This window comes from Demequina sediminis (assembly GCF_039545075.1).
GTDB classification, from domain to species: Bacteria; Actinomycetota; Actinomycetes; order Actinomycetales; family Demequinaceae; genus Demequina; species Demequina sediminis.
On record NZ_BAABRR010000003.1, the window covers coordinates 176,395 to 200,194 of the forward strand.

A 23,800-nucleotide genomic window follows, 5' to 3' on the forward strand; every position below is an offset into this window, starting at 1 on the left:
GGTGATACAGAGATGTCGGCGCTCACAGATACCCTCTTCACCATGCTGACCGACGTGAACAACGCCCACATTTTTACCGGTGACGCCCTCGACGGGTACGCCGAGTTCCCTACTCCGAACTGCATCGTGAGCGACGGCGCGTACGGCGTAGGAGGCTTCCCTGGCGACCCCCGTACCCCGGAGGCGCTCGGTGAGTGGTACGAGCCTCACATCGCTGAGTGGTCGAAGCGTTCGACGCTCGCCACGACGCTGTGGTTCTGGAACACCGAGGTGGGTTGGGCGAACGTTCACCCGGTCCTGGTGAAGCACGGCTGGAAGCACGAGTTCACCGGTATCTGGAACAAGGGCATCGGTCACATCGCGGGCAACGTGAACGGCAAAACTATCCGACGCATGCCGGTCGTCACTGAGGTGTGCGCGTTCTACACGCGTGAGCCGCGCCTCCCTCTCACCCCTGGTGGTGACGACATCGTGCACATGAAGGAGTGGCTCCTCAAGGAGTGGAAGCGGACAGGAATGCCCGCACGCCTCGCGAACGCCGCGTGTGGCGTGAAGGACGCCGCAACGCGCAAGTACTTCGACCAGGGCTGGCTTTGGTACTACCCGCCTGTCGAGGTCATGGAGAAGTTGGTGGCGTACGCCAACGAGCACGGCGACCCCGCTGGACGCCCGTACTACTCGCTGGATGGCAAGGCTCCCCTCACGGCTGACGAGTGGCGCTCACTGCGTTCTGTGTGGAACCACGAGCACGGAGTCACGAACGTGTGGGACCGTCCCGCACTCCGCTCGAAGGAGCGCTACAAGGGTTCAATGGTGCGCTCTGCACCCCGTACGCACACCCCGAGCGCTACCTCTGCCTCGCACCTCAACCAGAAGCCTCTGGACCTCATGCGCCGCATTATCAAGGCGTCAACGAGCGAGGGCGACGTGGTGTGGGAGCCGTTCGGTGGGCTTGCCACCGCGTCCGTAGCGGCGCGTGAGTTGGGACGACTGCCCTACGCCGCCGAGTCCAACCCTCACTTCGCTGAACTCGCCGCTGACCGCCTTGCTGAGGCTGTGAGCGAGCCGCTGTTCGCCTAGAGGGAGTTGTAAACGGCTTCGAGGATACGTGCGGCGTTGTCGGACTTGGGTCCGGTGCTGTTGAGGTCACGGATAATCTGCGTCCACGCCTGCACAGTGCGCCCTGCGTGCTGACTCGCGAGCATCTGAGCCTTGAACTTTTCGATAGCCGCGTTGTCGATACGGTCGATTTTCGCGAAGTTCGTGTCGAGGCGGTACGGGAATCGAGCCATCAGGTCCGTCGCCAGAGCCTGTGCCTCGGGGCTGTGAGGCGGCGCTGAAGCACCCGGCTGACCGATGACGTACGCGGCGGCTTCATCCGCCTTGTCCTGAAGCCTGTAGCCGTTGACGTTCGACTGTTGGAGGTTCCGCGTCCGCAAGGTCGTGTCACCCGGCTCGACGGTGAGGTAGGTGGGCGGGTTCCAGTAGTGGTTATCACGCGCGCTAGCGACATCTACGCCTGGCGTCGTGAGGACGCCGAGAATCTTGGGCGTTCCGTACACGAGGTGGCTCATGGACCACGCGATGACGAGCAGGTTGACGTTGCGCGGTGCCAGCAGGTTCACGGACTCACGGAAGCGTCCGGTGAGTTCAGTGGAGTGGACATACCAAGCCTTGACCTCGAAGCCCGCTTCAGTGCTGACGCCGTACTCATCGAGCAGAATCGCGTCCGGGAAACCTGGGTCCTGGCGCTCCCAGGTGAAGCCGTGCCCCGCTTCGTCATCGAGTTCCTTGATGATGCGCGCTTCGAGCAGGTTGCCAATCATGGGTGACAACTTGGACACTATCTGCCCGAGGAACGGAGCCTCTTCCGCGTCGAGGCTGTTGACCTGGATGGCGTCAATCGACTCGCCCACAAGCCCTTGGAGCACCTGGGATGCCCGTTGAAGTTCTTGCGCTACGAGGTTCGGGTCCGCCGCTGGTGTACTCACGGCAATCATCGAACCAGTGGCTCCGGTGTCAGCCGGGGACATAATCCGGCGTGGCGACGGGTTCGAGCGAACCACGAAAGGGACGCGAAACTGTTCCCTACCAGGCGACGACTCCCGCACTGCGCGCTCCACTCGCCGCCACTGTGCCTCACTCAGCGGCTCGTCACGCGCTCCGTCCTCAACGAAGCGCCCCACAAGGACCACGCCGCCGCGAATCTCCTCGCCAAACATCTCGCTGGCGAGGTCGTTGATGTCGGGGAGGTCGTCACGGAACGTGAAGATGTCGTCGCAGTAGCCGTGGAGCCGGTCATCACTCTCAGGGTCATCCGAGTAGAGCCGTCCGAGGAACCCACCGAGCGAGTCCTGCATCTCCCGCCGGGTCGTGGAGTCGGACAGGTACTCAATCGCGCCGTCAGCGGTGATGAAGGCGAAGGGCATGACTCACACGCTAGTGACCGATGCTCACAGGGAGCCAAAAGGACACGGTTCTGGCGAATCGCTTCCAACCGGCTCGCCACAACCGTGTCCTTTTTCTCGAACCCCTCTCGCCGGGTTCATGTCCCGAGAAATCGGACGTTCACAGCAATAACCCACCTGTAAGTGCCTTATTGGATGCAATGTCAGTGGTCGCTGGCACTATCGCATTTAACCCTCAGTAAGAGGGGATTATGAGCATCTATGAGCCGTGACCGGCTTGGGGGTTGACGTGGAAGCAGAACTACTCGAAATCGCGACGACTGACGCGGACAGCGCCGTGGTCACCTTCGAAACCCTCACTACCGCCGAAGAGGAGCGCGTTGCCGGAGTCACGGCTGACGGCTATGCGACCAACACCATCGCCGCCTACGAATCAAGGCTCCGCACATACCTCTCCTGGCTGAACTCGACAGGTCGCTCCGAGAGCGCAACATTCGAGCCGCGCGTCATCGCGGCATACCTCTCCTACCTATGGAGGGAGGCTCCCCCGCGCGTGGAAGGCGGTAGTCCAGGTCGCTCCGTGGCGACCATCGAGCAAACCCACGCCGCAATCCTCCGCGTCGCACGCTCCCGCAATGAAGATGTCACCGCTATCCGCAACTCGACTGTCATCCAGGACGTGATGCGCGGTATCCGCAGGAGCGCCAACCTCACTACTCGCCCGAAGCAGGCTCACGCATGGAGCGAGCACGAACTGCGACGCATCATCCAGCACCTCAACGCCACCCCTGGCAACACGGCTGTCCGCGACAAGGCGCTGTTCCTGTTGGGTGTCGGCACAGGCTTGCGCGGCGCTGAAATCACGGCTCTTACCTGGTCGGATATTGCTGAGGACGCTCAGAACCGAGGGGTCGCCTTGACTGTTCGGGCGAGCAAAACCAGCACTCTCCCCGTACAGATTCCCGTGGGGCGACTGTCACAGATGCACTCTCACAAGTGCCCGGTCCAGGCGCTTGCTGACTGGCGTGAGGTGCAGATGAAGGCGCTCGACCTCACTGAGGAGCAGATGGGAAACACGAACATCTTCACGCGTGTGCGCAGGGGTGGGCACGTGAAGGCGGAGCCGATTAGTGGTCCCGCTGTCAGCAACATCCTGCGGCGCATCTGCGAAGAGTCCGGCGTCCCATCTGAGGGCGTCAGTTCTCACAGCATGCGGGCGTCGATGGCTACCCGCTCTCTAGCAAACGGCACTGACCTCGGGGCAATCCTGGCGACCGGGCGTTGGAGCAACCCCCAAATCCTCCTCGGAACGTACGACCGTCGAGATGTGTTTGAACGAGGCTCGACTACTGATTTTCTAGGAGGCGTTTGACTGCACTCGTAACCTAGGCGCACGCGGTCCCGCGCCAATCGTGTGACCGCCAGCCCCTCGCCCCAGAGATTCGTAAGGTTGCAAGGCGAGGGGTGACCTCACTCCTGACCCCCAGAGGGACACAAAACAGCAGGCGATGGAGCCGCCCCCTCGACGTCAAGGGGGACACAGTTGTGCACTCGCGTGTTGCGAAAAGAATGCGAACAATTACAACACCCCTGGTATAAGCCCCGCCACAATCTTGAGGGCGTTTGGGAAAATGGATACCAAGCCGTCCGTTGCTGTGTCCGATTCCAGTTCTTCCACCCCGTTAGAGCCGTACTACGACCGCCAACCGGTCGCCTCTAACGACAAGGAGAAGAACATCATGTGTTACCCGAAACCCGGACCCCGCTGTGAGGGTCATCTCAAGCAGAAGGTCGCTACCGCAGAGCGTCGAGCAGAAGCCGCGCAAGCCCGTTTAGCCCTCCTAGAAAGCCTCAAGGAAGCCACCAAACAAGAGCGCCGTGAAGCCCTGGGTCCGAAGTATCGTCCCGCGAAGTTCGACCGTGACCTCGCTAGCGCCCAAGCCGAGCACGACCGCTGGCAAGGGCGGGTGGACGCGTTCGCGAAGGAAGCCGAAGAAGAGCGCCAGATGCGTGCAACGTGGGGTGAATCCCCGCGTCAGATGAACCGTGAACGCTACCTCAAGCAGGTCCAGGCGCAGAAGGCTAAGGAAGCCGCACGTGAGGCGTCACAAGCCCGCAAAGCCGCCGAGCAGGAGCGCGTGAAGGAGGAGCGAAAGGCTAACCCACCCACGAAGTACGCCAACGCCAAACCCAACACCTACGGCGGCAGATGTCCCGAATGCGAGCAGTACGTCGAGCCGGGTGCAGGCATCTTGGTTACCCGTCAAGGGAAGAAGCGCTCCATGCACCGCCCCGGCGAGTGCCCCACCGCAGAGCAGGTCGAGCAGAAGAAGCAGGAAGCCGCCGCATACGCCGCGAAGCCCCACCCGAATAAGTACGCGGGCAAGTGTGGACGCTGTGAAGGCTGGGTGCGCGAACAGGAAGGGCTGACGTTCAAGCGTGACGGCAACTGGTATCTCGTACACGGCGCTGACACATCGGCTTGTGAGGACGCGAGTGAAGCCGCGAACATCTATCAGAAGCCTTGCTCACAGTGCGGAGGCGTCGTCGGACCTCGTGCCGGACGGTCCCGCAAGGTTGCAGGCAAGTGGGTCACATTTCACTCTGACGGCGACTGCATGAGCGAGGAAGAGGTGACGGCAGAGCGTGAACGCATCGCGAAGGAGAAAGCCGCTCAGGAAGAGGAACGCCGCAAGAACTGGACCCCGAAACCCAACCAGTACGCAGGGCGTTGCGTCGGGTGCGGTGGGCGTGTGCCCGCAGGTTTAGGCTTCCTCATTCAAACCGAGGATGGCTACGGCGCGGTCCACAAGTTCGACTCGTGCATGACCGACGCGGACGCAATGACCGGCTGGGCGCAGTACGCCTAACCCACAGCGAAGAACCCCGGCAAGCAATCGCCTGCCGGGGTTCTTTCGTGCTCACAGCCCTGTCATCGGACGCGCTCACGGACGTACTCGCCTACCTCTCGCGCTCGACCCAATCGCCGCCCTCAATCTTCGGCATGAGGTCCAATCGAGCATCGGGGTCCGTGACCGCATAGAGCCAACCCCAGCGCAACATCCCGCCATCACGCGGGTCAGAAAAACGGACCGCCACCCTGTCGTAGTGATTCCATCGCTTCCCGACAACGAAGCCTTCGAGCCTATCGAGGTGTTCCCGCAAGCGCCTGCGAGCAGAGTCGGAAGCAGGAGGTTGCACAATCTCGACGGTGACGGTTCCCGCGCCCTCAGCGACGTAGGGGAATGCGCCGTGTGGAGGCATGTACATATCGAAGCCCTTGAGGTGCGTAGTGCCCACGTAGCGCCCCTGCCCGCGCTCGATAGCCCAACTGTTCCCCTGCCCCTCACGAAGAGTGCCGTACACGAGATATGGGAGCGCTAGTTCCCCATACGCGGACACCACCGGGGTCGCCGCGTCGCGTTCCGGCTGGCGGGTCCGGGCATGCATCTGACTGGTGGAAGCAGGTACGGGCGTGTGTGCGCTGTGGGCGGAGGTCGTCGTCATGGCTGAAGGTTCCCTGCGCCCTCTGACACCAGCGCCGCGAACTTAGTGCATTTCGCGTTGTTTGCATTTCTCTGCGACCACGCCCGCGCGCCTCAGCAACCCGTTTACCTGCGGTTTTACCTATCGCGGACGAGCCGCGGGTGCGCTCAATCCTTACTGGGGCTTTCAGCCGATATTTACAAGCACAACGGCGAAAGCCCTAACTCTAAGGAAGAACATCATGACCAACACAACGAACACCGAAGCCCGGTTCTACGACCTCAACGACACCGACGCACTCGCCGCAGTCCTCCAGGGAATCCGCCGCAACGTCAAGCGCTCCGTCACCCCTGCTGACATCCGCTCCGCAGTCCTCCACGCCGAGCAGGTGTGCATCGACCAGGACATCTACAAGAACGCTCGTGAAGCGCGTGGCGTGCACATCATCGTGAACCCCGAACGCAACCGTCAGCCCAAGGCTCGCTCCTACAACGGCATCGCTCTCGCGGTGAACGTCATCCTCCGCTGGGACACGAAGAAGAATGCCTGGTACATCGACCTCGATGCATCAGGTCGCGAAGCCGCTCTCTATGACACCCGTGCGAACGCCTGGGACCACCAGGTTGTCATCCCTGACGGTGACATCGACGTGGAACGCGTGCTCGCTCAAGCGGGCATCTCCCTTGGCGACCGTCGCATCACTGTAGGGGCGTGATGGGGATGGACACCGAACTAGAACTTGAAGCCCTCGCAGGGCTGTCCATTGCCGACACAGAACCCCTCACCCGTGAGGAGGTCGCCGCTCGTATCGACGCCGCTCATGCACGCGCTTGGGAAGCCGAGGAGAGGCTCTCTGACGCTCGCAGGCTGGTCGAGATTGCCGAAGGGTGGGAGGAAGTCCGACGCTCCGATTTGGACGCCGTAGAGGACGAAATTGACGCCCTTGAGGAACTCCTTGCGAACACTCCGCAGTAGCCCCGTCAACCACTCACCGGGTTAGCCCTCACGCCGCAAAGCGTGGGGGCTTTCTCGTATGCAGGCACTGCCTTCGCGCATCGGAATGGCGTCAGGTGCCAATTATGCAGATAAGAGAGGTAGGACCATTTTCGGCTCCCACACACATGACACCTGAAAGGAATTATTCACATGCTTACACAAGTCCAACAACGCCTACGGGCACGACAGGAGGGCGAGAAGGGCTTCACGCTTATCGAACTCCTCGTGGTCATCATCATCCTCGGCATCCTCGCCGCCATCGCCATCCCACTGTTCATGAACCAGCAGAAAAGCGCTATGCGCTCCACTCTTGAGAGCGACGTACGGAACTCAGTGGCGACCGTACTCGACGCCACGAAGGGTCGCCCCTCCTTCGAGAACGCACCGACGACCTTCACCCCCGGTATCGGGTCACAGGTCATAGCCGGGGACCACCCCGAAGTTGCAGGCGCGTTCATGATTTACGGTTTCAGCGTCGATGCTGGCGACTACGCCTATTGTTACGACTCCTCGAAGGGCAAGGCTGACGAGTCCTACTGCCCCGAAAGCGGCACTCCCGCAGAGGAAGCCGCCGAAGCGGACGCCGAGAACGGCAACGAAGCCTGCTTCAGCGCTGACGGCACCGATTCGGCGTACCTCGCTGGGTTCGACGGTGGTTTTTGGTACGCGGATTGGGATGACTTCTACGCCGACCGCGCTGGCTACTGGGACAGCACATGGGGCGGTGGCTGTGTTGGCGAATGGCAACGCGGTTACAACGACCAAATCTCGGGCAATGAGTACTCACCCTTTGGCGAGTAACACTTGAGGCGCATCCACTCTGCCGCCCCCAAGCCGTAACCCCCTCCGCACCCCTATCAGCGGAGGGGGTTACTTTCTGCCTTCACGTGGCTCGCAGTGTTGACCGGGCATCTCCTTGCATCGGCTCCTAGTCCAGATGGACACGGTTCAGGCGAGCAGGTTCGAAGCCCCTCGCCCGGTTCGTGTCCCGCTTTCGCGCCGCCGCCCGCCCCTCACCTGAAGCCGAAGTGATGCGCCTTCGTGGAAATAGCGGATAGAGGGAGTAACGACTTGAAAGGAACCCTCATGCTTACCCCCACTCACACCCCACGCACCCGCTCCGAATCCGGCTTCACCATGATGGAAGTGCTGACAGCCATCCTCATCGTTGGCTTGCTCGCGAGCATCGCCATCCCCACGTATCTGAGCCAGAAAGAGGTCGTTGCGAGTCAACGCCTCCAAACCGTCATGACCAGCGTCAGCATCGCCGTCGAGCGTGACGGAAAACTCAACACGGGTATCTACCCGAGCGCGCTCCCCTCCGATGTGCCCATCCCGACGAGCATCCAAGTGCAGTACGTGACGACTGGTAGCGAGTGGTGCGCGGAGGCGTTCGACATCGACACGAAGGACAAGGACATATTCCACATCTCCGGTGACGGCGCTGACGTGTCCGACCTCACCGAGGGCGGCTGTCCCGAAGCGAACCTCCCTTTGGACTCTCCGGTACTAGAAGCGGACCTCAATGAAATGAACGCCGCTCTCCTCCGTTGGAGCGCCGTCGAGGGTGCCGACTACTACGAAGTTCTCAATGTGACGACGGGCATGGTGACCACCACTGAAAGCAACGTGACCGCATGGACCTCCGAAGTGCTCGATGACCACCCCACCCAGTTCCGTGTCACAGCCGTCGCACAGGGACGCCCTGCCGGTGTCAGCAACGTCATCGAGGTTCGTCCCGTCCCGCCGCAGGTAGTCGCCCCTGAAATCACCGTCACTTCGTCAGCAGGATTCATAGGCGCGAGCACGGTGGATTTCACATGGACGCCAGTACAGAACGCTGAGGTCGTCCGCTACGAGGTACAGAACAGCCAGGGCGGCATGGTGTACCGCACCTACGCCCCACATGAAGAGTTCTCTTTCGGGGCATGGTTCGAGCGCGATACGTATTTGGTAGTCGTCGCCTATGACGTGGCGGGCGAGGAAGTGGCTCGCTCGACAGCACTCTACGTGCATGTGAACGAGGGCTAAGCCCCTCCTCTGTCATCACCCCCTGAAGCCTCTGCCATCACGGCGGGGGCTTCAGGGTTTTCCGGGGCATCTCCACGCGCCAAGAAGGACACGGTTCGGGCGAGCGCATTTACGGCTATCGCGGACGAGCCACGAGGCTTCCCCGCCGAAATAGCCGATAGATACATATGAATAGGGCGACTGTGCCCGCATCTATAACAACGAAAAGGAACAACAACCATGACACACAAGCAAATTGAGAACCCGCTAGATTTCACTGGCGTCACAGCCGCTGAACTCCGTGCCCGCATGGAAGATTACGAATGGTTCAGGGCGAATCACACCGAACCCGGCACCCTTGAACACGAGGGTGCGGCTGTCGTCCTCGACATCACGCTCGCCGCTCTCCGTACCGCCGAACACAACCCCTCGCTGACCCTTGAGGACGTGCTCGGTGAACGCACCGACCACATCGGGCTGGACCTCCCGAAGGGCTTCACTGCTGACACCGCCACCATCGACGCTCTCGTGACCGCGTAAGGGGGTGGGCTATGTGTTACAAGAAACCAGGTCCACGATGCTCCCCTCACGCGTACGCGAACCTCGAAACGAAGCGGCTCAAGTTGCGCATGTGGAGGGCACGTACATCCGCCCCAGTCGCTGACACCGCCGCCGCTGAGGTACGAATGGCTGAGGCTGAAGCACGCCGCGAGAACGCGACCACCGCTGAGGCTCGCCACCACGCGTGGTACGAGGCTGAGATTGCTAGGGCTGAGGCTGGACTCAGAAGTCGTACGACGTGGCGCAAGAGGGACTCTCAGAGGCTCGCCGCCGCTATCGAGGAGCAACGTGCCGCCATGCAGGGATGGATTGAAACCCCTGAGGGCTTGACCGCTCTAGGGAAGCGTTACGAAGGCGTGCAGGACGGGCTACGCCAGTTCCAGTTCGCTACGGAGCGGAGGAACGCGAAACTCCGTGCCGCCAATGTTGACCGCCGCTTTGAGTACATGGTCAGTCAGGAGGGCGTGGACACTCTCCGCTTCCGCCTCCGTGACACTGACAATCCGCTCACACCTTCACAGCGCGCATACATAGAGGGGCGCATCGTTCGCCTTGAATCGCCGCCTGCTGACGGTGGAAGCAACGGGTTCAAAGAGGTCCGTGAGTGGGATGAGCGCTACACGTACCGTAAGGAGTTGGAGGGCAAGAAGGCTCCCGAACTCCATGCCCTCGCCGTGTCCACGCTCAAGGGTGAAACGGACGCCTCGGAGCACTTGCTCACATGCATCGCGGAAAAGCGCACGACGAACAGCGCAACCCTCCGCATGATTTCTCGTGGAAGCAAGAACCTCCGCGTACGTGACAAGGCTCTCGCCCGCCTCGTGGAGAGGGATATGCAGGTGAAGAACATCCCTGACCGTAACCGCCCTGCGCCGCTCGGTTCGGACGTGGAGCAGGTCGAGCCGGTCGTCAGTGATGAGGACTACATGACGGCTGTGGAAGCGGCATCCAAGAGAGTTCTCATGGCTAAGCGTTACCGCGATGTGGATGACCTCTCTGCACGCGTCCAGATGGCTCTACAGCGGGAACGCACCGCCGTTGCACGTGGCTCTGTCACTGAGGAGGAGGCAGTTCTTGCGCAACCATCACGGGCGTAACCACTCCACCTACTGAACCCCCTGTCGGCTTGCTGGCAGGGGGTTCATCTATGTCCGGGCATGCGTGTTCGCAGAGGTCGCAGTGAAGGACACAGTTCGGGCGAGCGCATCTCTACCTATCGCGGACGAGTCACGTGAGTTGAGTCATCGTTTCGGCGTCCGATTATCGGATAGCCGTTAGTAAGCACGTGAGGTCACATCACCCTCACCAAACAACAAGGAGAACATCATGGAAGCCACTATTTACAAGGCACTCGCCTTCGTCATCGTCGCCATCCTCGCCGTCAGCGTGGTCATGCACATCACATCCGAAACGGACCGCGTGCTCGACAACGCGGGCACCCAATTTGAGAACACCCTCAACAGGGCGATGAGCGACATCCTTGCCGACCAGCCGTAAAAGCCCGAACCCCGTCCATCCACCCCTACAAACCCGCCGAGCCGGTGGGGAGCGTGAGCCACAGAGCCGCTCCTCATCGGCTCGCTTCAATTCCTGCCGATATAGATAGCGTGAGTGATTGATGTTCACGTCGTTTCGTTGTTACACGTAGCCCGCCCCGTCGAGAGATGAGGCGGGTTTCGTGTTTCTGCGGACAGCGCGGCGGTCACTTTGCTCCCACGTCGCTCCCGCGAGCCACGCACTGCTCACGCTGATGTCAGTGGCTGGTGAGAGCCTGCATCTTGGATATCTACGCCAGGAGGAGAACATGACCACCCACCACGTACGTCCGCCCGACGCGGACACCACTGACAGCACCCCGTCCGATGCATTCGCCGCGATGCTCGAAACCTGGAACGCTCGCGCCTTTCAGGAGGAGCGGCTCGATGAGGTCATCACTTTCGTCGTCAACGGTTCGGGTGACAATTTCCCTGACGTGGATTGCATGCTCACCACGGGTGGTTGCCCCACGTGTAATGCGCTCACGTTGGCTCATGAGCGCTTGGAAGCCCTCGCTACGGCTGAGGCGATGATTGCCGCCGCTTTCCTCTCCGAGGGTGCTGACGACGCCTCTACGGACACAGCAACGGACAGCGAGCCTGAGGAGTGTGTCGTGTGCGAGGACGAGGCGCTTGAGCGTGCGCTCGGAGGCACCGACGCGGCGTGCATCTGCGACCCCGCTGAAACGGCTCCATGTGACCCCGCATGTCCAGTGTGCTGACATACGAAAGAACCCCGGCTCAGAGTGACGGAGCCGGGGTTCTTTGCGTTCCGGGCTTACTGCCCAGGGCGAGGCAACTGACCGCCGCCTGACGGCTTTCGTTGAGCCTGAGGCTTCACCTGCTCGCCCTTGTTCATCTGCGGCTGAGGAAGTCCACCCTGAGGAGGCTTCACGGGGTTGCCGCGTTGCTTGCGTCCTGCCTCTGAACCGCCTGCGTTTCCGCCGTTCTGAGGGGCTGAACCGGTGCCACCCTTACCCGTGAGCGCGGGGTTGTTTACAGGACGCTGAGGGGCGTTCTGCGGGCTGTTCGAGGGGCGTTCAGTGGGTGCTCCTGCGCTCTTGCTTCCAGCCTGAGGGGTGTTACCACCTGTGAGCCAGGCTTCGCGCTGTTCACCGACTGCGGGCGGGGCGACTCTGGTCGAGTCAATTGCTTTGTCAGCACCGTGGAGGCGTGCAGGAGCATCCCCCGCCTTCCACTCCGACTTGGGCTTTCCGTAGCCGTTGAAGGACTGCTCGAACGGGTTCGGAACCTCGCTCAAGCCGTACCTCTCTGTGACGGCGCGACGCCACTCTGGGTTCTGGCGGTTCTTCTCCCATTCCTTCATGTAGCGCTGGTGATTGGGCGACATGTTCTTCTTCCAGTCAGCCATAGCCCGCTGGTGCTCGACGGCTTGCGCCTGCTCCTGCTGACGAGCGTCCCGTTCTTGCTGGTGAGCCTGTTTCTCGTTGAACTTGGACTCAACTTTTCCAGCGGACTGACGCCCGGCGACCTGTCCATGTTGACCGGACATCACAAGGGCGGCTCCACCTGTGCTGGACTGCGCGACACCGGCACGAGCGGCTGTTTTCACGGCTCCACGCCCTGCGCCTGCCACCGTGGCTTTCCCCGCCGCGATGGCACGTTGTGTGACGCTTCCAGTACCGGACTTCATGATGCCTGCGCCGACCTTGCCGCCAGAGAGAGCGCCAGCGCCGAGTCCGACGACAGCGCCGCCTGCGATACCGCCCATGACCGCGCCAGCCTTACTTGCAGGCTGGTCGGAGAGGATGCCACCACTACCGAAGTTCACAGAGGAGGTGACCGCCTTCGTGAGTTCCTTACGGTATATAAGGGTTGCCACAGAAATCCCAATTACCGCGAGGACGGATGTGCCCCAATTAGAGGACGCGTTGGGGAGTATTGCGGCGTAGAAGGCTAGGAGCATAGCCAGGAGCACACACGCCAGGATTTGCTTCAGTAGCGCGTTCACAAGCATCTCGCCCCAGCGAGCCATGAGCCGACGACCCATGCCTGGATGGACGCCCAGCAGGAGGAAGAAGGGGCTTACGAAAACGAGGATGGCGACAGCGATTTGAGCGACAAGCATGGTGCCCGCAAGGATGATGACGAGCAGGCTCATCATCACACTCACGATGAGGGCGACGGTGGCGATTGAAACGCGTTGCTCCGATGCTTCGCCACTCCATGTAGTGAGCGAAGTAGGCACTGACGCTTCAGGGCTTGCCACTTCATCGACAGTGGCGAAGAACATGTTGTTTTTCGAGTCCAGGACGGCGCTTCCAGCGCCTCTGTCAGCGGGCGTGAGGGACTGCGCGCTGAGTTGATAGAGCGCGAGATTGTTCACGTTCTCGTCCCCGATGCGGATGTCATCGGGAGCCTGACCGTTGAGTTCATCGAGCGAGGTTCCGTATTGCCCCATGACCCACGGTTGTAGGACAGCAGTACTCCACATGGAGCACGTGATTTGACGGGTGATGACCTCATCCTCCTTGCCGGGGAGGGCACAAATATCCACGTCGTTGCCGCTGACATCCATGACCTTGCCAGCGGTCCCGGTGAGGATGACATCCGCGAAACTCGAAGTCACATCTGAGGTGATAGTGGGTACCAATGTCGGGTTGTAAACGAGGAGGCTTCCTCCGATGACGCTTGCTAGCATCCAAACGGCTCCCGACGCCGCTTCGGTGGTTTTGCGCTTCACCACCCCGGTCCAGAAGAACCATAGGGCGGCGAAGAAGATAATGAGATTGATGAACTCTAGGTAGAGAGAATCTTTAAGTCCGTCGCCTACCTTCGCACCTGTTTCAGGGTCCACACCAGTGATTGCGCGCCCAGCCGTATCAATGAGTCCCTGTACCCACGTGGGGTGGTAAGCCTGCTCAAGCACGAAGCCGGAGATGCTGGTGAGGACTTTGACGCCACCCATCACAGAGTTCGCGGTGTAAGTCATCACGATAGAGGTGACCGGGACACACTCGCCGTTCTCGAACATATCTACGCGCTTGTCCTCGTCGGCGCTCTTCGCATCCACACGATTCGAGCCGTTCTTCGACGGGTCCTCTTCGCCGTTGTAAACGGTCCAGTTAACGCCCGAGGAGAGGATTTCCTCTGCCGTTCTCGGTACCTCTAGGAACGCGGCGGCGTCCTTGTCATTCGTGATGAGTGAGGACACGGACCCCTGCGACGGAGAATTATTATAGGCGGGCGTACTGCAAAAAATACTTCTAATGCCTTCTGTCAACCAATTTGCTTGGGCTTGTCGCTCGGTAGCGACGGCGGTGCCAGCCACGACCCCTAGGAAGATGACGACGTTCAATACTGCCGCGAGGACGCGCTGATACCAACGGCGACTACCGCCCCTCCCTGAGATATAGCGGGCGTGTGAATGCTGTGAGCGCTTGAGCGGCTTGCCGTCCGATGCAGGCGTGACGACGCGCGCCACAAAACTGTCGGTTCCGGTGAGGGCGAGGCTTGAGGTCATGATGTTCTCCAAATCGTTGTCATAAGGAGTTATCGGTGTTTTCGCCCGTGCTGACGCCGAAACGGTGCGCCAAGGTGACCGGCTCCCTCTTTGGTCCTAACGGGGTAAGCGCATCGGATTGGCGCTAGATGTAGGCGCGCGCGGGCGACGTTGACAGCACCACGCTCCTGTTTTGTCCTTCCCGCTCCCGTGGACTACGCCAGAAGCCCCAGAAGATGCCCTCAGGACGCCCGTGAGCGGTCCTCTAAGGGGGCGCTGACACGCCGCCGACACGCTGAATAGCGGCACCGATTTGCGCGCCTTATTCGGGCTTAAAAGTGAATTACTACCAGGCATTTTGCGCCAGGAAAGGACACTCAATGCGGGAAGTGCGGCGGACTATAACACACCAAGAATTGCATTTCAAGCGGATAAATGATAAACTTTAGGCATTGGAGGGACAAGAACCTGTCATTCCAAGCCTATAAAACAACAAACACAGGAGCGGCACATCAAACCCGTAGCCTAGAAAAGGAAGAACATCATGACCGCAACAATTACAGAACTACGACCTGCCAAGGGTGTCCGGGCTGACAAACTACGGACCCATATCGAACCCCTCAAGGACTGCATTGAAGGTGTCGCCAAGCGGCTCGACACACTTCCCGAGCGTCCAGGGTTCTACAACGCAACGACGCCTGCGAACCCTGACGAGTTGACTCTCTTCGCAGAGCCGGGAGTCACCGCTGACATCTCTATCAACGTCAGTGAAGCGCTTGAGCGTGATGCCCTCATCGCGGACATCATCAAGGTCATTAACGATGTCCCCCGTAACCAACGCACTCGCACCCTAGTCATTACCCCAGGCTCGCGAGCGGAAGTGCAACGAGTTGAAGCGAGCCTTCACGAGCACCACCGGGATAACGTTGCCGACGCCATCTTCGACATGCACGAGGTCCGAGCATCTCTCGGCGTCACTAACTGGCGAACCCTCACCACTCGCGAGCACGTCCGTCGCGCGTACTTCAGTGAGCAGATGTCCTGGTACCGCCACGACGCGAACCGGATGCCCGAGAAGAACAATCTAAACGTCGTCGTCCTCGACGCTGATAGGCAGTACCAAGCGGAAGGCGCACAGGAGTTCCTGAAGGAACTCGGCAACTACGCGAACGTGACCCTGACCGTCGTCACCGCAAAGAGTGGTGTGACCTTGAGCGCCACGAACAAGTTCACCGTGCAGGTTGGCACCGGCACGTGGATGAACCACTGCTCCACACCCCGCGTTGAACTGTTCGAATTATGGGAAGAGGGCGACTACGGCAAGCGCCTGACCTTCCCTGACGTCCCCACTAGCACGGACAGCAACGCGAACCTCAACAACCGCCTCCATAACGCAATCATGCGCGCGGCAGAGGGGCACGTTAACCCGGAACTGTTGAACCTCTCCAGAGTCGCGATGACTCTCCAAGGCGCTCTCATGATACGAACATTCCGGGAAGCCCCGAAGCACGGCTACGACTCAAAATCTATGGACTGGCGCGTGGTCATACTGGCGAACCTCGACATTGTGAGCGAACTCGTGCGGGCTACCGTCACGTTGCCCGAAGTACAGGCGCTAGAGGTTCAGTGCACCACGCAGTTCCTCAGTCGAGCCGCCTAGCCCCGCACACTTTCCCTTCCCACGCCTGCCCAGTCGGGGGCTGTACTCGGTGCACCCAAAAACAGGGTCGCGGAGCGGCTTGGCTATCGCGGACGAGGCACGGCTATAGCGCCGTTCCGCACCCCCAAACATCCGATTTAACAGTTAGAGGTGAACGCCTCAATACGACGACTACGACAAGGAAACCGAACATGACCAACACATCCATCAGCACCGCCGACCTAGCCGCAGATGAACGCCTCAGCGCGCTACGCCAACTCTGTGACATCACCGCACGGGTCGCTAACCCTGGACCCGACGACTACGCCGAGCCGGTGAAGTTCCCTTACTTCTTCCACGAGGCGGCGATGCACGGCGTGACGCTAGAGCACGTCCCCGCCAAAGAGCGCGGCTTCATCTATGAGGACGCTGACGGCGAACCTGTTAGCGAGGACCACATCAACGCCCTCATCCGCCACAAGAACGCCGCCGAGTCCCTCTGTGACTTCGTACCGCTTGGACCGCTCGAACTACTGGATGAAGTCAGCGAAGCGGCAGGTTACCGGCTCCGCGCAAGCGAGTTCGCCAAGGTGGATTGCGGTACCGACGGCAGGCACGAGTTCCTCGTGGACAGCCCTTTCGGATTCCAGGCGACTGTGTACGCGACACTCGAAGGTCACATCGTCGTCGGTGTTGGCGTCCCGGAGAAGTAAGCCATGACGACGACACTCACAGCCCCTGACTACACGACCACCAGCCTCATCACGCAGTCCACCGTCATCGAGCGCGGTTGGACGAAGGCGGCTATCGACCGGTTCCTCGGTGACTGCGACGTGGAGCGTGCGAACCCTCACTACCGGTCAGCCGCTCCTATGCGCCTCTACTACGAGGGGCGTGTGGAAGCCGCAGAGTCCACGGAAGCCTTCCAGGAGTGGAAGCAGAAACTGGAAGCACGGCGCGCTAACCCGAACCGCAAGGTGACGGGTGCCGCCAAAGCCGCGCAGGAGCGCAAGCAACGCGAGCAGGACCGCCTCAACGCCCTGGTCGAGGAGTTCCGTGCCCTCAGTACACAAGAGGGCTTTGTGGACCGCTTCACGAGCCTCCGCGAGATTCACGCGGAGGCGGTCGAGCACTACAACGACCACCAGTTCGCTGTCGCCATGTCACGCGGGTGGGAAGTTCCTACTCCTGTCACTCGGAAGAACATCCAGGATGCGGACTTCCTGAGTCGTATCAGCATGAACTTCCTCCGTCATGTGTGCACCCCATACGACGAGTTCGTGGAGCAGGTCGGTCGCAACGAGTGGCGTGACGAGTACGCCTCGCGCTTGCAGGAGATTGCCAACGACGCCATCCGAGCGCGCTACGCGGGTGTGTGAGCAGTTGACCGGACAACCCGTTAGAACCCCAAAAGGACGCTCGCCGGGCGCGTGTCCATCACACCCCAACAACGAAAGGAACCCATCATGTGCAAGTCGATACCAGAGGGCGGTCAGAGATGCCGCCGCCATTTGAAGGACCGCATAGCGCGCCTAGAGGAGGAGCAGGAGGTGGAAGCGAAGCGGCTCTACATCCTGAACCTCCTGAAGAAGTTCGTGGAGGAGTTCAGCGGACCATACGGCAAGGCTGTAGCCGCGTTCCGGGAGAAGTACACGGACCTCGGTGGCTTCCAACTCCCGAACTCCATGAGCAAACTCAAGCGGGACATCGACCAGGCGGCACGGAAGTCCGAATGGTGCCGCGTTGAAGCCGGTGTGGAGAACATCAAACTTGAGCGCCGCACCGAGCAAATCGAGTCCAAGCGCCGCAAGCCTCTCGCGGACGCTCCCGAGGTCATCGAGCCAGATGACAGTGACCTGGTGGGCGACGAAGCCATCGAACACTTCCTCGCACACTCGAAGGCGGACCTAGAGCGAGCACGTCGCTAACCGCCTGACAGCAACTCAAAACGCCCCGGCTCAAACACTCAGAGCCGGGGCGTTGCTGTGTCCCCTCAATTTTCGGAACCGCCTCGCCGGGAACGTGTCCTTTTGGACTGGGAGGCGTCACCACAGATGAGCGCAGAACCGTGTGAACACCCCTATACGCGACGAGAGCCGGGTGACCCAACAGTGGGGTAACCCGGCTCTTTCCATGCCCACACGCGGCGGCTAGCGACGCCTAGTAGTCCGCAGGCGTGAGGATGCAAGTGCTAGCCCTAACCCCCTCATGTACCGCCTCGGTGATGACCCAAATCTTGAAACCGTCAGCGCCGTCAGCCTGGCTACCCGTCCACACGTGCGAGGTCAGCACTCTCGCGCCAGTCGTCAGCGCGTCACGGTTCACTTCCTGGTCGTGCTCATCGTTGTCGGTGAGTTCCCACCGTCCCAGAGCGTGAATGCGTACGCACTCTGCGACCCATACGCCACGAGCCTGTGTGCCCTCAGCGGTGTCAGCATCGGCAATCCAAGCGGCTACAGCGGGCGTGTGTACGAGGAGCCTGCCCAGTACTGGAAGCCCAGCCCTGCCGTCAGCCATCAACGTGAGCGCATTGCGGGTGCCCGTATCCACGTGGGCGTCATCGCGTGCGGGCGTTGCTGTCCGGTCATCCTTAGAAGTAGTCATGTGGAGAATGGTGACGGTCGGGTGTGACACGGGAACAACTCCCACACTTTCAACTTTGGGGCGGTCGTAGCGCGTGTAGGGTCGTTGTATGGCTCCCGCAACTTCAACTTCAGCGCAACGGCGTCCACGCGGGACGGGTAGCGTATACAAGTACCGCGACGGGTACAGGGCAGAACTTCCCCCACATGGTGCAGAGCCGCGTCAGAAGGAGAGTTTTCCTACTGAGGAAGCCGCTATCGCATGGCTAGATGAAGCCGTGGTGCGACGCTTCGGCGGTGACTCCGCTATCGCCAAGCGGGTAGTGCGGGACACGTCCCCCACTGGCTCGATGCTCGTCATGGACTACGCCCGTAGGCACATCAACCTGAAGTACGCCGCTGGAAAGTTGAGCGACGGAACCCTGCGCAACTACGAGAGCGCGTTGTCGAAGTACTGGGGGACCATCGGGGCACTGCGCCTCGACCAACTCAGCAGTGAGAACGTCACTCAATTCATCACTTCGCTCAACGTCATCGACGCTGACAACAAGGCGTCGGCGTACAACACCCAGCACGGGCACTTCCGTTTTCTATCTACGGTATTGAACGCCGCGTCAAGGGCGGGACTCATCGACTCCCGTGTGATTACAACGGTTGAGTTCCCCACTGAGGAGGCATGGGGGAGGACAGCCACACAGCGTCGGAACCCGGCACCGATTCGGCGTCACGCCCGTACTAACAGGGCGGACAGGGTGATACCCAAAACTCAGTTCCTGCGGCTGTCAGCGGCTCTCGCGAAGCAACTCGTCAACGAGTGCTCTCCGCTCGTCCATGCTGAAGGCTGGTGCGCCCCAGAGGCGTATCTGGCTGTAGTGACCGGTATGCGTCAGGGAGAGCGCCTAGCAATCCGTCGCCGCAACATCGCCTTTGAACATGATGACAAGGGCAAGATTCGCGGTGCCCTGTTGTCACTCGACTCTCACGCGCTACCAGCCGAATGGTTCCACGGATGCGGTGATATATCCGCGTCAGGGAAGTTCCCCTGCGGCGAAGTGACTGCCAAGGCTTGCCCGCAAACGGCTAACAATAAGCAAGGCTCTTCGATGATGCGCCTCGCGCCGGGCACGAAGTCGAAGAAGCCTGGCTCCGTTCACTATCTACCGCTCACCGTTGCCCCCGCAATCGTCCTCCGTCACCACCTCCGCTACATGGAACGTGTAGAGGGTTTGAGCGGCAGGGATGACCTTGTGTTCGGTGGCGCTATCAACGCCCGCAAGCCTGCACGGCACCGCGCTGACACCGAAGAGTCCTACGCGAAGCGACTCGACGCATGGGAGGAAGCGCGTCACAACGTGAAGCGTGACGGCGTGACGATTCGGACGCCCGAGAGGGACCGTGCGGCATGGCAGGCGTTACAGGAGGCGTTCTTTTATGAGTCAGAGGAGAAGGGATTCTCTGTCCACGATATTCGTCACAGTGTGCTGACCCGCCTGGCGCTCGACACAAACCTCAACGCTATGCAGTTGATGGCGCTGGCTAACCACTCCAATATCTCCACAACGATGCGCTATGTGGAATTGAGAGGTTCTGATGCGGCGAGGGAAGCGCTCAGTGCGACCGCAGGCATGGGTCAGGAGTATGCAGAGTCCATCGGTGTGGATTTCATGAAGGAAGTGATGAGGGTAAGCCTGCGGGCGCTTGACGGCACCCCTAACCCTCGCAAGCGGTCGGCGTAACCTACTCTCCCCATCTGGACGGCGTTCGGGACGGCTGTCATCACCTGGTTCTGTCACGCTCACGTGTTGCCCGCCGTGGGAGTTGTTCTGGGAGTTGATAGAAGCCTCGTACGTGTCCGTAATATCCGATATTCGCGGGAGTTGATGTGGGAGTTTACGCCTTTACCTTTGCCCTGGACCCCTGTAAACGTGCAGGTAGAGCATAAATCCTCTGCATGGAGTGCATACTCACACAGGACGACACGCCTGCGGATGTATGGTTATGCAGGAATATTGCACTTTCAAGTTCCCAAGCTGATAGCGCGGGTTCGATTCCCGTCACCCGCTCCACTGGAACCGCGTATCGGCCTCGATGGCGCCAACTGTGAGGTGCGCGGCACAAGACGACCCGGATCTCTGCCGGAATCCTCACTCCTGACTCGAGCCGAGACCGTCGTAGCCGCCCTCGAACGCGAGACCCGCGGCACGCGGATGCAGAAATCCGCCGGGTCGAACATCACGCCTGGTCACAGTATGGTTGCAAGTCCGCAACCAACCCTTCTTCGCCACCGAGCGTCTCCCTAGCATGAGCAACATGGGCACACACGCTGGCACGGCACGTCATTCCTTCCGCCGGGGCGTGGTCACTGCCTCGATCATCGCGATCGCCTGGGGCCTCTCCGCGTGCAGTTCCGGCGCCTCCGAGGCCGACTACGGCGGCACCGATGCCGGCGGCGAGCCGGGCGTCGAGGCGGAGGCAGGCACCGACCTGCAGTCGTCCGCCGAGCAGCCCACCCAGGATCGCTCGCTCATCATCACCGGCGAGATGTACATGACCGTCGAGGATCCCCTCCAGGCCGCCGACCGTGCCGAGAGCATCGTCCAGGGCGCCGGAGGGCGCGTCGACGCACGCAGCGAGACCGCTGCCACCGAGTACGGCGGCGGCTCCGCACACCTCACGCTGCGCATCCCCGGCAGCGCGCTTGACCGCGCGGTGGACGACCTCCGCGCACTGGGCACGGTCGACGAGTTCTCGACCCACTCCTCGGATGTGACTGTCGAGGTGACGGACCTCGCCGCCCGAATCTCCACGCTGCGCGCGTCGACCCTGCGCATCGAGGGCCTGCTCGCGGAGGCGCAGGGCATCAAGGACATCATCGCGCTCGAGGACGAGCTCGCGAGCCGCCAGGCCGAGCTCGAGGGCCTCGAGGCGCGCCAGCGCGGTCTCGAGGACCAGGTTGCGATGTCCGCCATCGACCTCTCCCTCACCACCGAACCCGTCGTGATCGTCGAGGACGACTCCCCGCGGACGTTCTGGACCGGCCTCGAGTCGGGATGGGACGGACTCGTGACGTTCGTCACCGGCGCGCTGGTGGTGCTGGGTGTGCTGCTGCCGTGGCTCGCGGCCGCGGCGGTGGTGGGCGGCGTGGTGGTGGTCGCGGTCCGCGTGGCACGCTCGCGGAGGACGCCGGAGGCGTCGGGGGCGTCGGGGGCGTCGGACGCATCAGCGGCATCAGAGACGCCCGTCCCGGACGATGCCCCGCGCGCCTAAGAGGGGCGAGTCACCCGGATGCGGCGAATGCGGCGCCGCTCGACCGCGGTGACGATCAGCTCCGCCGGGTCGATGGTCACGGCATCGCCCTCGACGGCGAGCCGGCCGAGCCGGTGGAGCACCAGTCCCGCGACGGTCTCGTACGGCCCGGCAGGAAGGGCGATCCCCGTGAGTTCGGTGAACTCCTCGACGGTCGAGCGCGCGTCGACCTCGATGCTGCCGTCGGCCGCGACCCACGCATGCGGCTCGGGCACGTCGAACTCGTCGTGAATGTCCCCCACGAGCTCCTCGACCAGGTCCTCGAGCGTGACGATCCCGTCGGTGCCGCCGTACTCGTCGACCACGATCGCGATGTGGACGCCCTCCGCACGCAGTTGCGACAGCGATGGCAACACCGTCGTGGTCGAGGGCAGGAAGGGAATCGGGCGCACGAGCTCCCTGACCCGCTGCTCTCGCGGCGCGACCAGCAGGTCCCGCACGTGCAGGAAGCCGCGCACGTCATCGGCATCCCTGCCCATCACCGGGAAGCGTGAGTACGGACTCGCTCCCGCGAGCGCCGCCGCCTCGGCCACCGTGAGCGAGTCCTTGACGAACATCACCTCTCCGCGCGGACGCATGACCGACTCGAGGGTCCTGTCGCTCGCCGCGAAGACATCGGTCAGAATGCGTCGCTCGTCCTCCGCAAGCGCCTCATGGCCAGCAACCAGGTCGCGCAGTTCCTCCTCCGACATCGCCTCCGAGGTCGCGCGGGGGTCGCCTCCCACGAGCCGCACCACCGCATCGGTCGACACGGAGAGCAGCCACACGACCGGGCGCATCGCGGTGGCGAAGCGGTCGAGCGGGGGCCCGACGAGGAGTGACACCGTGGTCGCGCGCTGCAACGCGAGGCGCTTGGGCACCAACTCGCCCAGCACGAGCGACAGGTACGCAATGAGCAGCGTCATCGCCACGAGGGCGACGGTGTGCGCGGCGCTCTCGCTAAGACCCACGCCCTCGAACAGCGGCGCAACATCGGGCGCGAGGGTCGAGGCGCCGTACGCGGCGGAGAAGAATCCCGCGACGGTCACGCCGATCTGCACGGCGGCCAGGAAGCGGTTGGGATCGCGTGCGACCGATGCCACGCGGGCACCGCGCTTGCCCTGCCTGGAGAGTTGCTCGACCTGGCTCTCGCGCAGGGACACCAGCGCGAGCTCCGTGCCAGCGAAGACTCCGCCAATCACCACGAAGACCAGCACGAGGCCGATGTTGATGATCGTGTCCTGATCCATCTAAGGCCTCCCGCCCCGAGGTGTCTCCTACGCGGCGGCGTCCGTCGCCGACTCGGGTTCCCTGGCGGGGGCGCCGAGGCGGCGGGTGCCGCTCCACGCGGCGATCGCCACGCCCGCGACGATCAGCACGTCACCCACGCTGAACGTGTTCGACAGCGGCAGGGGGTCGGGCCACGCGAACACGTCGCCGAGCCACGGGAGCACGGCATCGTCCATCACCGCCGTGTTCTCGAACGCGTGATCGGGATCGATCCCCGCGGCCTCGGTCGCGGCGCGGCTCGCGGGCAGCACCCCTCCGTTGAGGGCGATCGTCAGCCCGTTGGTGAAGGCGCCGGCACCGACGACGAGCGCCCCCGCCGCGCGCCGGTTGAGCCACAAGAACGTCAGCGCGATCGCGTAGGTCGCGACGTGGGCGACCGGCGCGAGGTCGTTCGGGAGGCCGAACTCGATGATGAGGATCTGCGCCCCCAGCGCGATCCAGATGAGCACGGGCCATCGCCACCGCTGGAGGGCGAGGCCGGCCGGCCACCGGCCCACAAGCAGAGGGGACAGCACCGCGAGGACGCAGGCGGCAAGAACGAGCAT

Annotated in this window: 22 protein-coding genes; 17 read left to right on the forward strand and 5 right to left on the reverse strand. The window is 61.9% G+C overall.

Features of this window, described 5'->3' with window-relative positions; translation table 11 throughout:
- Nucleotides 1-42 precede the first annotated feature (42 nt).
- On the forward strand, nt 43-1,080 hold the full coding sequence (locus tag ABEA62_RS04225) for a DNA methyltransferase (RefSeq protein ID WP_286214577.1): 1,038 nt from the start codon (nt 43-45) through the stop codon (nt 1,078-1,080).
- Here ABEA62_RS04225 and ABEA62_RS04230 read toward each other — a convergent pair.
- On the reverse strand, nt 1,077-2,429 hold the full coding sequence (locus ABEA62_RS04230) for a hypothetical protein (protein ID WP_286214575.1): 1,353 nt from the start codon (nt 2,427-2,429) through the stop codon (nt 1,077-1,079). The genes ABEA62_RS04225 and ABEA62_RS04230 overlap by 4 nt on opposite strands.
- A gap of 247 nt (nt 2,430-2,676) precedes the next feature.
- On the opposite strand from ABEA62_RS04230, the gene ABEA62_RS04235 reads away from it, so the two are divergent.
- Nucleotides 2,677-3,780, forward strand: coding sequence for a tyrosine-type recombinase/integrase (locus tag ABEA62_RS04235; RefSeq protein WP_286214573.1), 1,104 nt, complete (start codon nt 2,677-2,679; stop codon nt 3,778-3,780).
- Nucleotides 3,781-4,039: 259 nt separating this feature from the next.
- The gene (locus ABEA62_RS04240; RefSeq protein WP_286214572.1) at nt 4,040-5,278 is read left to right on the forward strand and encodes a hypothetical protein; all 1,239 of its coding nucleotides are present in this window, start codon (nt 4,040-4,042) and stop codon (nt 5,276-5,278) included.
- A gap of 91 nt (nt 5,279-5,369) precedes the next feature.
- Here ABEA62_RS04240 and ABEA62_RS04245 read toward each other — a convergent pair whose 3' ends face one another.
- On the reverse strand, nt 5,370-5,915 hold the full coding sequence (locus ABEA62_RS04245; protein ID WP_286214570.1) for a gamma-glutamylcyclotransferase family protein: 546 nt from the start codon (nt 5,913-5,915) through the stop codon (nt 5,370-5,372).
- A 220-nt stretch (nt 5,916-6,135) separates the two neighbouring features.
- Between ABEA62_RS04245 and ABEA62_RS04250 the strand changes: the two genes are divergently transcribed.
- The 8 genes from ABEA62_RS04250 to ABEA62_RS04285 all read left to right on the forward strand — a co-directional run bounded on the left by ABEA62_RS04250 (nt 6,136) and on the right by ABEA62_RS04285 (nt 11,718).
- Nucleotides 6,136-6,609, forward strand: a complete 474-nt coding sequence (locus tag ABEA62_RS04250; protein ID WP_286214569.1) for a hypothetical protein — start codon at nt 6,136-6,138, stop codon at nt 6,607-6,609.
- Nucleotides 6,606-6,869: a hypothetical protein gene (locus ABEA62_RS04255; RefSeq protein WP_345378738.1), complete on the forward strand. Its 264-nt coding sequence runs from the start codon at nt 6,606-6,608 to the stop codon at nt 6,867-6,869. Before ABEA62_RS04250 ends, ABEA62_RS04255 begins: the two co-directional genes overlap by 4 nt.
- A 171-nt stretch (nt 6,870-7,040) precedes the next feature.
- Nucleotides 7,041-7,691 carry a prepilin-type N-terminal cleavage/methylation domain-containing protein gene (locus ABEA62_RS04260; RefSeq protein WP_345378740.1) on the forward strand — a complete coding sequence of 217 codons (651 nt, stop codon included), beginning with the start codon at nt 7,041-7,043 and terminating at the stop codon, nt 7,689-7,691.
- Between the two features lie 285 nt (nt 7,692-7,976).
- Nucleotides 7,977-8,921 carry a type II secretion system protein gene (locus ABEA62_RS04265; RefSeq protein WP_286214566.1) on the forward strand — a complete coding sequence of 315 codons (945 nt, stop codon included), beginning with the start codon at nt 7,977-7,979 and terminating at the stop codon, nt 8,919-8,921.
- 219 nt (nt 8,922-9,140) lie between these two features.
- A complete protein-coding gene (locus tag ABEA62_RS04270; protein WP_286214565.1) occupies nt 9,141-9,440 on the forward strand; it encodes a hypothetical protein in 300 nt (99 codons plus the stop codon).
- A 146-nt stretch (nt 9,441-9,586) separates the two neighbouring features.
- Nucleotides 9,587-10,558 carry a hypothetical protein gene (locus tag ABEA62_RS04275; protein WP_286214564.1) on the forward strand — a complete coding sequence of 324 codons (972 nt, stop codon included), beginning with the start codon at nt 9,587-9,589 and terminating at the stop codon, nt 10,556-10,558.
- A 229-nt stretch (nt 10,559-10,787) separates the two neighbouring features.
- A complete protein-coding gene (locus ABEA62_RS04280; RefSeq protein ID WP_286214563.1) occupies nt 10,788-10,958 on the forward strand; it encodes a hypothetical protein in 171 nt (56 codons plus the stop codon).
- A gap of 307 nt (nt 10,959-11,265) precedes the next feature.
- Nucleotides 11,266-11,718 carry a hypothetical protein gene (locus tag ABEA62_RS04285; RefSeq protein WP_286214562.1) on the forward strand — a complete coding sequence of 151 codons (453 nt, stop codon included), beginning with the start codon at nt 11,266-11,268 and terminating at the stop codon, nt 11,716-11,718.
- A gap of 56 nt (nt 11,719-11,774) precedes the next feature.
- Here ABEA62_RS04285 and ABEA62_RS04290 read toward each other — a convergent pair whose 3' ends face one another.
- Complete coding sequence (locus ABEA62_RS04290; RefSeq protein WP_286214561.1) at nt 11,775-14,480, reverse strand: type IV secretion system protein; 2,706 nt, start codon at nt 14,478-14,480, stop codon at nt 11,775-11,777.
- 523 nt (nt 14,481-15,003) lie between these two features.
- Here ABEA62_RS04290 and ABEA62_RS04295 point away from each other — a divergent pair.
- The 6 genes from ABEA62_RS04295 (at nt 15,004) to ABEA62_RS04320 (ending at nt 21,947) form a co-directional block, all read left to right on the forward strand.
- Nucleotides 15,004-16,119: a hypothetical protein gene (locus tag ABEA62_RS04295; protein ID WP_286214560.1), complete on the forward strand. Its 1,116-nt coding sequence runs from the start codon at nt 15,004-15,006 to the stop codon at nt 16,117-16,119.
- 191 nt (nt 16,120-16,310) lie between these two features.
- On the forward strand, nt 16,311-16,811 hold the full coding sequence (locus tag ABEA62_RS04300; RefSeq protein WP_286214559.1) for a hypothetical protein: 501 nt from the start codon (nt 16,311-16,313) through the stop codon (nt 16,809-16,811).
- 3 nt (nt 16,812-16,814) lie between these two features.
- Nucleotides 16,815-17,477, forward strand: a complete 663-nt coding sequence (locus tag ABEA62_RS04305) for a hypothetical protein (protein ID WP_286214558.1) — start codon at nt 16,815-16,817, stop codon at nt 17,475-17,477.
- 87 nt (nt 17,478-17,564) lie between these two features.
- Nucleotides 17,565-18,026, forward strand: a complete 462-nt coding sequence (locus ABEA62_RS04310; protein WP_286214557.1) for a hypothetical protein — start codon at nt 17,565-17,567, stop codon at nt 18,024-18,026.
- 1,004 nt (nt 18,027-19,030) lie between these two features.
- A complete protein-coding gene (locus ABEA62_RS04315) occupies nt 19,031-20,416 on the forward strand; it encodes a tyrosine-type recombinase/integrase (RefSeq protein WP_286214556.1) in 1,386 nt (461 codons plus the stop codon).
- Nucleotides 20,417-20,990: 574 nt separating this feature from the next.
- Nucleotides 20,991-21,947, forward strand: coding sequence for a DUF4349 domain-containing protein (locus ABEA62_RS04320; RefSeq protein ID WP_286214555.1), 957 nt, complete (start codon nt 20,991-20,993; stop codon nt 21,945-21,947).
- Here ABEA62_RS04320 and ABEA62_RS04325 read toward each other — a convergent pair.
- Together ABEA62_RS04325 and ABEA62_RS04330 are read right to left on the reverse strand one after the other, a co-directional pair.
- Nucleotides 21,944-23,215, reverse strand: coding sequence for a hemolysin family protein (locus ABEA62_RS04325; RefSeq protein WP_345378747.1), 1,272 nt, complete (start codon nt 23,213-23,215; stop codon nt 21,944-21,946). The genes ABEA62_RS04320 and ABEA62_RS04325 overlap by 4 nt on opposite strands.
- A gap of 27 nt (nt 23,216-23,242) precedes the next feature.
- Complete coding sequence (locus ABEA62_RS04330) at nt 23,243-23,800, reverse strand: DUF5317 domain-containing protein (RefSeq protein ID WP_286214554.1); 558 nt, start codon at nt 23,798-23,800, stop codon at nt 23,243-23,245.